Here is an 11,554-nt window from a genome sequence, read left to right as displayed (position 1 = left end):
AAACGGATTGCTGGCAAAGCCGACTTGACTAACATACGCTTGCGAATGCAATGTGCCCCGATGCCAAGCAAGACCGCTCAGAAGATGCGGCCCGGATACGGGAGGAGAAACTGACCGACATGCACCCGCGAGAAACAGCCTCACCCCCTTTCGCCCCCGTCGCAGTCACGGTTGAACGCCCTGATGACAAGACGCTTGTGCTGCGCAATTGCCTGACCGTGCCGGCCGACGGCCCGACGATCCCGCAGATCCTGCGCCGTTGGGCGGAAATCCGGCCCGACCGGGTGTTCCTGACCGAACCGGTGGCGGATGGCGACCGGCGCGCGGTCACCTATGCGCAGGCGGCGGCGACCATGCACGCCTGGTCGGCGCGGTTGCCGGCGCTGGGCCTGGACGGGGGCCGGCCGCTGGCCATCATCGGCGCCAACGGCATCAACCATGCGCTGCTGATGCTGGCCGCCGGCAATGTCGGCATTCCGGCTGCGATCATCTCCGCCGCCTATGTGGCGGGCGGGGCCGGTACCGCGGACAAGCTGCGCCGGGCGGTGGAGGCGGCATCGCCTTGCGTCATCTTCGCCGACGCGCCGGTGGAGATGTCGGCGGCCCTGGCCGCCGTCGGCCATGGCGATATCCCGGTCCGCCCGCTGCTGTCCCCGGATCCGCTGGCGGATGTGGTGCCGGTCCCCGATGCGGGGCTGGCAGCGCTGGAGGCGGCGGTGGGCGCGGACAGCGTCGCCAAGCTGCTGTTCACCTCCGGCTCCTCCGGATCGCCCAAGCCCGTGCCCAATACCCAGCGCATGATGATATCCAACATGCAGGGGCTGGAACAGGTATGGCGCTTCCTGGGCCACCGCCCGCCGGTGCTGGTGGATTGGCTGCCCTGGAACCATACGTTCGGGGGCAATTGCTGCTTCAACCTGGTGCTTTATTTCGGTGGCACCCTGCATATCGACCGGGGCAAGCCGGTGGACAGACTGATCGGGCAGACGGTGGCGACCCTGCGGGACCTGCAGCCCACCGTCTATTTCAACGTGCCCGCGGGGTTCGAGGCGCTGTTGCCGGTGCTGGAGACAGACCTGGACTTCGCGGCCCGCTTCTTCGGCAACCTGGATTTCCTGTTCAATGCCGGGGCGGCGCTGCCCGTCTCCACCCGCGCCCGGCTGCAGGCCGCGTCGATGGCGGCCATCGGACACTGCCCGCCCATTATCGGCGGCTGGGGCTCCACAGAGACGGCGCCGTTTTCCACCGTCCTTTATTTCGCGACGGAGCATGCCCAGAATCTGGGCGTGCCGCTGCCGGGGGTAGCGATCAAGATGGTGACGGTGGGCGGGCGCACCGAACTGCGTGTGCGCGGTCCCAACGTCATGCCGGGCTATTGGCGGCAACCCGCGGCGACGGCCGACGCCTTCGATGCGGAGGGTTTCTATTGCATCGGCGATGCCGGGCGGCTGGCGGACCCGGCCTGTCCTGAAAAGGGCATCCTGTTCGACGGCCGCGTGGCGGAGAATTTCAAGCTGGCATCCGGGACATGGGTCAATGTCAGCGCCATCCGTCTGGCCGCCATCGCCGCGGCGAAGCCCCTGATTGCCGACGCTGTGGTGACGGGGGAGGGGCGGGACGCCGTCGGCCTGCTGATCTTTGCGAACGAGGCGGCGTGCAGGGCCCTGCTGGGCGACATTGAATTGGCGGCGTGGGGCGATCGGCCGGTCACGCGCCATCCCATCATCGCCGCCGCCATCCGCAGCGCGTTGCAGGCGACCAATGCCGGCCAAACCGGTTCCAGCCTCACCGTACGCCGGTTCGATCTGCTGGATGAGGCGGCCAGCCTGCGTGACGGGGAGGTGACAGAGAAGGGATACCTGAACCAGCGCGCCATCCTGTCGCGTCGCTCGGACCGCGTGGAGGCGCTGTACCGCGCCGGCCATCTTGTGGCAGGCGGGGCTCGATGCGTCGACGGGGTGACCGTCGGTCCCGGCATCGATCCGGCCCGGCTGGCCGATGCCAGCGTGCCGCTGCGCGACCAGCGCACCGCCGCTGGCTGACGGGGGCGGTTCATGTCAGCACCGCATCAGCACCGCTTCGCAGGCCGCCGGAAGGTCGTCATCCGGCCCTGTCAGGCTGGTCGCCACGCGCATATAGCTGTAGGCCAGCACGGCCCGCGCTGGCGCTTCGGCTTCCGGCACGCCCACGCCGATCAGCAGGTTGCGGATGTAGCGCAGGCGGATCTGGTCCACCTCCGCCAGGGCCGCCCGCGCCTGATCATCCTGCCGGCCCCAGAGGCGGATGGCCAATTCCACCGCCGCCCCCCATTCCGATCCGCGATTGGTCATGGGCAGACGCAGCAGCCGGCGCAGCCTGTCGCCCGGCGCCTCGCTGCCCCGGTCCAGCCGGTCAATGATGTCCAGCGTGGCGCGGCGGCGCCAGTCGGCCAGCATGGCGGCCAGCAAGGCCTCCCGGTCCTTGAAATGGTGATAGAAGCTGCCTTTGGTCACGCCCATGCGCTTGGCCAGGGTCTCTACCTTCACGCCTTCGACCCCGTGGTCGGCAAGGTGGTCGAGCCCGGCCTGGACCCACGCCCCGACATCCAGCCGCGTCGCGTCCGACGTTTTGGCAACCCGTTTGTTCACCAGAACCCCTCCAATGTCAGCGCCTGTCTAATACGCCGCCCTTTTGGCCGCGTCACCGGGTGTTTGACGCACAACTGCAAGAGGTTTGCCTATGGTCCAGGATATTCCCGGTCGCGGCCGGCAGGTCGATGCCGCCGGTATCGCCACCAACTATCACGAGGCGGGATCGGGCCGTCCCGTCATCTTGCTGCATGGCTCCGGCCCCGGCGTTTCGGCCTGGACCAACTGGCGCCGGGTCATCCCGGAACTGGCGGCGGATTTCCAGGTCTTCGCCCCCGACATGGCCGGCTTCGGCTTCACAGAGCGTAAGCCGGATGCGGTGTACGACATCAAGCATTGGGTGAAGCACCTGCTGGGCTTCATGGATGCGCTGGGCATCGACAAGCCCAGTCTGATCGGCAACAGTTTCGGCGGGTCCCTGGCACTGGCTGCCGCCGCACGTTTTTCCGACCGGTTCGACCGGCTGGTGCTGATGGGCACGCCGTGCGATCGGTTCGTGATGACGCCGGGCCTGCGCGCCGGTTGGGATTACACACCATCGCGCGAGAATATGCGCGCCGTCATGGCCCATTTCCCCCACGATCCCGCCTTCATCAGTGATGAGCTGGTGGAGGAACGCTATCAGGCCAGCCTGATCCCGGGCGCGCAGGAGGGGTTGCGCAAGCTGCTGGTACAGCCCAACCCCGATGGCGACACGCCCCTGTCGGGCATGCCGGAACAGCTGGTCGCCACCATCCCCAACCGCGCCCTGGTCCTGCATGGGCGGGAGGATCGGGTGGTGCCGGCCGAACTGGGCCTGCGCATCGCGCGCGCCATGCCGCATGCCGACCTGCATCTGTTCGGCGGCTGCGGCCATTGGGTGCAGGCGGAGCGGTTTACCGATTTCGTGGCGCTGGCCCGCCGCCATCTGGCGGAGGGTTGAGCCATGCTGCGCGAGAGGATGGAGATCGAGGCCCTGGGCTATGTCGGGCTGGAAGTGTCTGACCTGGATGCCTGGGTCGGCTTCGCGTCGGGCCTGCTGGGCCTTCAGGCGGTACGGCGGCAGGATGGGTCCGTCGATCTGCGCCTGGACGATTATGCCGGCCGCGTGCGCCTGTTCCAGGGGCCGCGCGACGACTTGGCCTATGCGGGCTGGGAGGTGCGCGATGCCCAGGCGCTGGACAGCCTGGCCGCCCGGCTGGAAACGGCCGGATCAGCGGTGGAGCGGCCGGACCTGGCAGGTGACCGGCAGGTGGCGGACCTGATCCGTTTCCGCGACCCGGAAGGCACGGTGCTGGAGGCCTTCTATGGTCCCCTGCAACGCACCGAACGGCCCATGGTCAGCCCGCATAGCGTGCGGTTCAAGACCGGGCGCCAGGGGCTGGGCCATGTCGTGCTGAGTTGCACCGACAAGCAGGCGATGATGGATTTCTATGCCGGATTGCTGGGCTTCCGCATCTCCGACCATATCAATACCGAGATTTTGCCAGGCCGGGCCCTGTCGCTGACCTTTCTGCGCTGCAATGGCCGGCACCATTCGCTGGCCCTGGCGCCCGTGCCGCTGAAGAAGAAGGTCGCGCACCTGATGGTCGAGGTGCTGGACCTGGACGATGTCGGCCGGGCGATGTATCGCTGCCAGGATGCCGGGGTGCACCTGTCCATGACCCTGGGCCGTCATTCCAACGACCAGATGCTGTCCTTCTATCCGTTGAGCCCGTCGGGCTTCGACATCGAATATGGCTGGGGTGGGCTGGAGGTGGATGACGAGAGCTGGCATGTCCTGACCCATGCCGCCAACTCCGCCTGGGGCCACCGGTTCCAGCGCCCGCCGCGTCCGGTGCAACCGCCGGCGGGGGAGGGATCGCGATGAGCCGTCATCCCCTGGTGCGGGAGCTTTACGACAGCCTGCGCCTGCCGGTTCTGGTCGCACCGATGTTCCTGATTTCCGGCCCCGATCTGGTGGTCGCGGCCGGCAAGGCCGGGCTGATCGGCGCCCTGCCGGCACCCAATGCCCGCACCATCGACGATCTGGCCGCCTGGATGCCCCGCATTGCGGGCGAGTTGGCGGCGGTGGGCAGGGCGGGCCTGTGGGCCGTCAACATGATCGTCCACCGCACCTATGACCGGTACGAGGCGGAACTGGACCTGATCTGCCAATACAGGCCACGCATCGTCATCACCGCCCTGGGCAGCCCCGCCCGGCCGCTGGAAAGGGTGCATGCCTATGGCGGGGCGGTGTTTGCCGACGTCATCACGCCCGAACAGGCGCGCAAGGCGGTGGATGCCGGGGCGGACGGCATCATCCTGGTGGCGGCGGGCGCCGGTGGCCATACCGGCCGCTTCAGTCCCTTCGCTTTCGTGGAGGAGGTGCGCGCCTTCTGGGATGGGCCCTTGATCCTGGGTGGGGCCATCGGCGGCGCGCGCGCCATCCGGGCCGCCCTGACACTGAGGGCCGATTTCGCCTATATGGGCACCCGCTTCATCGCGACCCCGGAAAGCCTGGTCAGCGATGACAATCGAGACATGCTGGTGCGGTCCGGCATGGGCGACATCGTCACGACGGCCGCCGTGTCGGGCGTACCGGCGAACTGGATGCGCGAAAGCCTGGACCGCGCCGGCTTCACGGCGGAGATGCTGGAGGAGAAAAAGCGCATCGACTTCTCCAACTTGCATGGCGACAGCAAGGCCTGGAAGACCATCTGGGGCGCCGGGCATGGCGTGGGCTGCACAAGGCAGGTCCAGACGGTGGCGGAGATCGTTGACGAACTGGCCCGCGATTATGCTGCGGACAATGCAATGCTGCCGGATGGACTGCGGTCGTGGCCGCGATGAAAACAGGCTTCCCCACGCTTCATTGCAGGCGTGGGGACAGTATTTTATGCCCCTCGGTCGCCGGGCGAGCGCGGCGGCGACCGCTGCCGCACCGATGGTCAACTATTTTGACCCCCGGTATTACAGGCTATATTCCTGATAGCGGATGCCCCGGTAGGGGCTGGGCGCGATCCACATCTTGCCGGCATTGCTGTCCATGATCAGGGAGGCGACGGTTCCGGACAGGTTGCCGCCCGGACGGCGCTTGGGCGTGCGCAGGATGGCGTCGGGGCTGCCGAATGTGTCCGCGAAGCCGGTCTTGAACGTATCGATATCGATGACCCCGCGCTGCCTTTCGAAATGTTCGAACAGGCGCTGGTCACGATAGAGCGATTCAGGACAGCGCTTCAGCCCGATATCCTTCACCTGGCCGCGCGCCACCGGGCATTTGAAATGGTTGGCATGGATGATGAAGCCGTTTTCCGGTTGCAGCCAGTAGCATTGTTCGGGCGTCACCTCGATATCCACCGCCACCCCGTCGCAATGGCCCAGCAGCATGTTGTGGGAGAAGGAGACGGGCGTGTTCAGTACGGCGTCCAGCGCACCGGCCAGCGTGCGGGCATTCAGCAGCCGGCGCCGCGCCAACGGGCTGGGCACACCGATGAAACCTGAATCCAGGTTGCATTGCAGCCCGTTGGCCGTCAGCGACACGCCGGCCGCGTTCATGCCGTGACGGGCCAGTTGCCCTGCCTCCACGAAGGTCAGGATATCGGGGCCATCGTCATTCTCAATGCGCAGGACGACGGACGTGTCCTGGCAGCGCGGATTCCAGTCCCAGTTCTGGCCATGCAGCAGATGCCCGTCGCTGGTGACGGACGGCAGGGCCAGGGCCGTGGTGCATTCCTCCTGCATGGGGCGTTCGGTTGGCGCGGACATGATGTCATTGTCGCGCCAGAACAGGATCTCGGTACGGGCATTCAGGGTGACCACGGCCTCCACCGGCTGTTCGGCCCCTTCGGCGATCCCCTCGATCTCCGCGAACATGGCGGCGTCGAAGGCCTGGATGCGGTTCTTGAAGCGGGCGGCGTAATCCATCGCCGTGGGCCAGTCCATGCCGACAGTGGCGAAGGCATCGCGGTAGATGGCCACGCCCGCGGCAATACGGTCTCCCGCCTGAATTCCATGCTGGCGTCCGCGTTCGCGCGGCGGGCCGGAAACATGGATCAGCGGGAAGGGCGGGGGCAGGGTGTCTTCGGTCATGGGGCGGGGGCCTTGGGTTCGGATGTCGCCCTTGGAAGACGAAACAGCGTCCCGTTTGCCGGACGACCATGATACGGAATCACCATCGCGTCCGCGTCACAGAAGGGGTCGCAGCGTCGCGACCGGAGAATTCAGGAGAAGCCGATGCCATCGCCCACGATCCGCCGCACCCTCACCTCCGCCCTTGCCCTGGCGTTCGCCTTCATGGCGGTGCCGGCGGGTGCGCAGGTGACGCCGACCCAGCAGGAGGCGCGGCGGAGCCTGTTCGGCGAGAAGCTGAACAGCCTGACCTTCCGCCACATGGATGAGATATTCGATACCGTGCCCGTGGCCAAGGGCGCCAAGGTCTGGGCGCTGCCCGAAGATATCCGGGCACTGGACATCACCTATGAGTTCGAGGGGCAGCGCCGCACGACGGCGGATTTCCTGGAGCGGACCCGCACCAACGCCCTGCTCGTCATCCGCGACGGGCGCATCGTACATGAGATCTACCGCAACAATAGCGGGCCGGAGACGCGGTTCATCTCCTTCTCCATGGCCAAATCCATCACGTCCCTGCTGATCGGTCTGGCCATCGAGGACGGGCTGATCGGCAGCGTCGAGGACCCGTTGACCCGCTATGTGCCGGAACTGGCCGGCGGGGCCTATGAGGGCGTGACCATCCGTCAGGCGTTGCTGATGCGGTCGGGCGCCGGGTTCCGCGAAAGCTATGGATTTGGCCAGAAAAGCCAGATGGAAGAGCTTTACGAGAATACGATGGTGACGGGCCGCGCCCGTTTCGCCGACCTGGCCACGGGCATCGCGCGCGCGCATCCGCCGGGGGAGTTCTTCAATTATTCCACGCTGGAGACATCCGTGCTGGGCTGGGTGCTGGAACGCGCCATCAAGCGGCCCACGGCGGACTATATGGCCGAGCGGCTGTGGAAGCCGGCGGGCATGGAGGCGCCGGGTTACTGGCTGCTGGACGGGCCGCCGGGCGTGGGCCGGGCCTGGACGGGGGCCGGCTTCAATGCCATCTTGCGCGATTACGGCCGCCTGGGCCTGATGATGCTGAATGGCGGCAGGGCCAATGGCAGGCAGGTGGTGCCGGCCGCCTGGGTCACGCAATCCACCGTGCCCCAGGGCACGGAGCCGGCGGCCCCCGACCGTGTCCAGGGCTATCAATATCAATGGTGGACCCTGCCCGACAGCGACGCCTATATGGCCAAGGGCGTGCACGGCCAGTTCATCTGGGTTGACCCAGCCAGCCGCACGGTGATCGTGAAGCTGTCCTATTGGCCGGTCGCCTGGATCAAGGCGGTGGAGAACGAGACGCTGGCCTTCTTTCAGACCGTGGCAGCGGCGAAATAGACATGAGAACGGCGCCGGAAGGGGACTTCCGGCGCCGTCGAACAATCGGGCGCTTATTTCCCCCTGATCCCCTCCCCGAACAGCTTCGCCGTCTCCACGCAGGCCGTCTCGGCATCGTCGATAACGCCGGAGAACTGCATGAAGCCGTGGTTCAGGGAACCGTAATTGCGGTAGGTCACCTTCACGCCGGCCGCGGAAAGCCGGTCGGCGAAGGCTTTGCCCTGATCGCGCAGAATGTCGAAGCCGGCGGTGGCGATGATGGTCGGCGGCAGGCCCGACAGGTCGGCCAGTCGCAAGGGTGACGCCTCCGGCCGGTCACGGTCGCTATCATTGGCGAAGAAGGTGGTGAACACCATGTCGGCCAGGGTGGCGTCCAGACCATAGCCATTGGCAAACTGCCGGTAGGATTGATAGTCGGTCCGCATGTCCAATGGCGGATAGTAGAGCAACTGGTAGGAAGGCCCCTTTTCCCCCGCCGCCTTGGCGCGCAGCGCGATGGCGACGGCCATGTGGCCGCCGGCACTGTCGCCGCCGATGCCAACGCGGGCCGGATCACCGCCCAGGCCGGCCGCGTTGTCACGCATCCAGCGGAAGATGGCCTGGGCGTCGTCCAGCGGTGCTGGGAATTTCACCTCCGGCGTGTAGCGATAGCTGCCAGAGACGACAATCACCCCGGCCTCGTCCGCGATCAGCCGGGCCGCACGGTCGATGGCGTCGATACTGCCGAACATCCAGGCGCCACCATGGAAATAGGCCAGGACGGGCAGGGGGCCGTCCCCCTTGCGGGCGGGAACATAGATGCGGGCGGCCAGCGGACCGGCCGGGCCCTGGATGGAGATATCCTCCACCCTGGCCATAGGTGGCGTTTCCCGCGTCCGGTAGTTCCAGGACCGGTCGATGGAAAGGCGCATGGCGGCGCGCCCCTCCGGCGTTTCCAGCGCCTTGGCCAGTTGTGCTCGCCGGCCGTTGGCGTCGCCAGCCCGCGTCACATTCTCCAGATAATACTGGATCTTGGGATGCAGGGTCTGGCCGTCCACGCTTTCCGGTGGCGCCTTCAGCCTCTGTGCGAACCAGTCATTGGGCTGTTTCATCAGCGCCAATATCTCCAGGTCGCGGGGTGTGGGTTCCGGCGGGGCGGCCAGAACGGGGATGGACAGCAGCAAGGCCGCCGCCACGCCCGCCAGGGCCGAACGGAACCGGTAGAAAAGAGTGATCCTGATCATGTCCGGCCCGCGCCCCGTCAGTAGGAGATGGTGTATTTCACCGTGGCCGTGGCGCCGGGACCGGCGGCATAGCCCAGGTCGCGGCGGATATCGGCCAGGTCGGCGATCTGGTTGACCAGCGGAATATACTGGTTGTTGAAGATGTTATCGACGCCAACCGACAGGCGGCCGGGACCCACGGGCCCCGACACGGCCAGATCGGCCACGAAATAGGAGGTCACCGGCGCCAGGCCGAAGCCGGATCGGGCCGGCAGATGGAAGCGGTTCTCGCTGCCCACGTACTGGCCCTGGAAGCGGGCGGTCCAATCCTCCACGAATTCCCAGTCGATATTGCCCGTCACCTTGATGGGCGGCACACGGCTGAAATCCAGCGGCCGGTCCCAGTCGCCGTCATTATCCACATCCTGCTGACTGTCCAGCCAGGTCGCCGTCATGCCGACAGACAGCAGCGGGCTGAATTTATAGCCGGCCGCCATTTCCAGGCCCCACACCTCCTCCGGTGCGCGCAGCAGGGAGAAGGTGATGGGATCGTAGGAACTGCCCAGGTTCGACTTGTTGTAGAAGCCGGCCAGTTCCAGGTTCAGCCCGCCGGCATGCAGGCGCAGACCCGTCTCGTAACTGTCGATCACCTGGGCGTCCAGGCGCAGACCGGTATCCTTGATGGAAGTGACGCGGCGTGGCAGGGCGCGGATGACGCGGCCGATATCGCTGACCGAGAAGCCCTGGGAGTAGCTGACGAACAGGTCGATCTCGTCGGACGCATGCGCCACGGCGCCGATATTCAGCATCGTGTCGCTGAAGCCCAGCTTGCCGCCTTGGACAAGATTGCCGCCATTGCTGGCCGTGGTCTGCAGTACCGTGTAGGTCGGGATATCCAGGTCGATATCCTCCGCCCGGATGCCGCCGGTGATGTCCAGCCAGTCGGTAGGCTTGACATTGGCCTGGGCGAAGAAGGCCAGATTCTCGCTCTTCACCTTGGGCATGAAGACACGACCGTCCGACAGGGTCTGTTCGGCATGGTCGACCACGTAATCCGCCCCCCACAGCAGATCGCCCCCGCCCAGAAAGGACAGCGGCGTGGAGATGTCCAGGCGGGCACCCTTCTTGTCGCCTTCGATATAGGAGGTGGCGGGCGGGGTGAAGCTGCCGGGCGTGTAGGTGTAGCTGGTATAATGGTCGGAATAGATGCCCTGGAGCTGGATACGGCTGCCCAGTACGTCATCCTTCACATAGGTCAGGGCCGCGAACGAGTTCCGTGTCTTCGGCCCGTCGCCGATGATGCCGACACCGGCCACATTCTGCGGGCTGTCCTTGGGCACAGCCGGGGCGGGGCGCACCCCGAACTGACCCAGGCCGGGCGCGTAATCGGTATCCTGCGGGCGGTTATAGTAATTGCCGGAGAATTCCAGGCGCTGGTCCTCGCCGAAATTATAGCCGACCTTGCCGAAGACATTGTACGCCTCGGTCTCCGCCAGACCGCCCTGGAAGCCGGGATCGGGCGGGATCAACTGGCCATTGGCATCGCGGAACATGCCCAGGCTCTCGTAAGAGCCATCGACGATGAAGTCGAAGCCGCCCAGCTTGCCGACGAAGGTCTGACCGGCATAGTAGGACAGGCTGTTGGACGCGACCTTTGACAGCGCCGATCCGATGCCGACCTGGGTCGTCGCCTGCACGCCGTCGCCCGTCGGGCGCTTGGTGACGAAGTTGATGACGCCGCCGGCCCCGCTCTGGCCATAGATGGCGGTGGCCCCGCGGATCACCTCCACCTTCTCGATGACGTTAGGGGTCAGGATGCGCAGCTCGCGCCCGCCGCCACGCAACGGCACGCCCTGCGGTACGCCGTCGATCATCACCGCCGGTTTGCGGCCGCGCAGCGTCTGGGTATAGCTGGACGCGTCATTGGCCGTGACCGACAGGCCCGGCACCATCTGCGACAGCATCTTGCCGATATCCGGCGTCGCCTCATACTGCTTGCGCAAACTGTCGCCGGAGATCGTGGTGACGGAACCCGGAATGCCCGACGGGTTGGTGGGCAGACGGGAAACCGTCACCACGATTTCCTCCAGCAGTTCCGCCGGCTGGGCCAGCGCCGGGCCCGCGATTGTCAGCGCCAAACCTGCCGCCAGGGCCAGGCGGGATACGGCTTGATTGCATCGCTTCATTGCTTTGGCTCCCATGAACATGAATTCATACTCCCGTGTTCGGCTTGCCGATGAGGGATTGTTCCCACCGGCGTTGGTTTCTTGGTTCTGTTCATGGGACGATGGTCCCGGCCGGTTTCCGTACCGGTCGGCCGGGAAA

9 protein-coding genes are annotated in these 11,554 nt (G+C 66.2%); 5 read left to right on the top strand and 4 right to left on the bottom strand.

Annotated elements, in window-relative coordinates; all coding sequences use genetic code 11:
• Positions 1–119: 119 nt before the first annotated feature.
• On the top strand, positions 120–2,042 hold the full coding sequence (locus tag AC1Q7F_RS04365; RefSeq protein WP_492504183.1) for an AMP-binding protein: 1,923 nt from the start codon (positions 120–122) through the stop codon (positions 2,040–2,042).
• 15 nt (positions 2,043–2,057) lie between these two features.
• On the opposite strand, the gene AC1Q7F_RS04360 is transcribed toward AC1Q7F_RS04365, so the two are convergent.
• Positions 2,058–2,627, bottom strand: coding sequence for a TetR/AcrR family transcriptional regulator (locus AC1Q7F_RS04360; RefSeq protein WP_492504182.1), 570 nt, complete (start codon positions 2,625–2,627; stop codon positions 2,058–2,060).
• Positions 2,628–2,718: 91 nt separating this feature from the next.
• Between AC1Q7F_RS04360 and AC1Q7F_RS04355 the strand changes: the two genes are divergently transcribed.
• Genes AC1Q7F_RS04355 through AC1Q7F_RS04345 form a run of 3 tightly spaced genes read left to right on the top strand, consistent with a single transcriptional unit; the run spans position 2,719 to position 5,438 of the window.
• Positions 2,719–3,549: an alpha/beta fold hydrolase gene (locus AC1Q7F_RS04355; protein ID WP_492504180.1), complete on the top strand. Its 831-nt coding sequence runs from the start codon at positions 2,719–2,721 to the stop codon at positions 3,547–3,549.
• A gap of 3 nt (positions 3,550–3,552) precedes the next feature.
• A complete protein-coding gene (locus tag AC1Q7F_RS04350) occupies positions 3,553–4,476 on the top strand; it encodes a VOC family protein (protein WP_492504178.1) in 924 nt (307 codons plus the stop codon).
• Positions 4,473–5,438 carry an NAD(P)H-dependent flavin oxidoreductase gene (locus AC1Q7F_RS04345; protein WP_492504176.1) on the top strand — a complete coding sequence of 322 codons (966 nt, stop codon included), beginning with the start codon at positions 4,473–4,475 and terminating at the stop codon, positions 5,436–5,438. Before AC1Q7F_RS04350 ends, AC1Q7F_RS04345 begins: the two co-directional genes overlap by 4 nt.
• Before the next feature lie 120 nt (positions 5,439–5,558).
• Here the strand turns inward: AC1Q7F_RS04345 and AC1Q7F_RS04340 are convergent, their stop codons facing one another.
• Entirely contained in the window at positions 5,559–6,677 is a 1,119-nt protein-coding gene (locus AC1Q7F_RS04340) for a C45 family autoproteolytic acyltransferase/hydrolase (RefSeq protein WP_492504174.1), read from the bottom strand.
• A 144-nt stretch (positions 6,678–6,821) separates the two neighbouring features.
• Between AC1Q7F_RS04340 and AC1Q7F_RS04335 the strand changes: the two genes are divergently transcribed.
• Positions 6,822–8,027 (top strand): serine hydrolase domain-containing protein, encoded by a 1,206-nt coding sequence (locus AC1Q7F_RS04335; protein ID WP_492504172.1) that lies wholly within the window; start codon positions 6,822–6,824, stop codon positions 8,025–8,027.
• A 53-nt stretch (positions 8,028–8,080) separates the two neighbouring features.
• Here AC1Q7F_RS04335 and AC1Q7F_RS04330 read toward each other — a convergent pair whose 3' ends face one another.
• Positions 8,081–9,250 (bottom strand): alpha/beta hydrolase, encoded by a 1,170-nt coding sequence (locus AC1Q7F_RS04330; RefSeq protein ID WP_492504170.1) that lies wholly within the window; start codon positions 9,248–9,250, stop codon positions 8,081–8,083.
• Between the two features lie 17 nt (positions 9,251–9,267).
• Entirely contained in the window at positions 9,268–11,415 is a 2,148-nt protein-coding gene (locus AC1Q7F_RS04325) for a TonB-dependent receptor (protein ID WP_492504168.1), read from the bottom strand.
• Positions 11,416–11,554 lie beyond the last annotated feature (139 nt).

Source organism: Niveispirillum sp. GW835-FHT14G11 (assembly GCF_058793615.1).
Note: the sequence above shows the minus strand (reverse complement) of the source record. Positions and strands in the feature narration are given on the sequence as shown.

What these genes read in the sequence shown, in the direction of transcription:
- AC1Q7F_RS04365 (WP_492504183.1), top strand. Translation starts at nt 120, where the DNA reads ATGCACCCGCGAGAAACAGCCTCACCCCCTTTCGCCCCCGTCGCAGTC.
- AC1Q7F_RS04330 (WP_492504170.1), bottom strand. Translation starts at nt 9,250, where the DNA reads ATGATCAGGATCACTCTTTTCTACCGGTTCCGTTCGGCCCTGGCGGGC.
- AC1Q7F_RS04350 (WP_492504178.1), top strand. Translation starts at nt 3,553, where the DNA reads ATGCTGCGCGAGAGGATGGAGATCGAGGCCCTGGGCTATGTCGGGCTG.
- AC1Q7F_RS04325 (WP_492504168.1), bottom strand. Translation starts at nt 11,415, where the DNA reads ATGAAGCGATGCAATCAAGCCGTATCCCGCCTGGCCCTGGCGGCAGGT.
- AC1Q7F_RS04355 (WP_492504180.1), top strand. Translation starts at nt 2,719, where the DNA reads ATGGTCCAGGATATTCCCGGTCGCGGCCGGCAGGTCGATGCCGCCGGT.
- AC1Q7F_RS04345 (WP_492504176.1), top strand. Translation starts at nt 4,473, where the DNA reads ATGAGCCGTCATCCCCTGGTGCGGGAGCTTTACGACAGCCTGCGCCTG.
- AC1Q7F_RS04335 (WP_492504172.1), top strand. Translation starts at nt 6,822, where the DNA reads ATGCCATCGCCCACGATCCGCCGCACCCTCACCTCCGCCCTTGCCCTG.
- AC1Q7F_RS04340 (WP_492504174.1), bottom strand. Translation starts at nt 6,677, where the DNA reads ATGACCGAAGACACCCTGCCCCCGCCCTTCCCGCTGATCCATGTTTCC.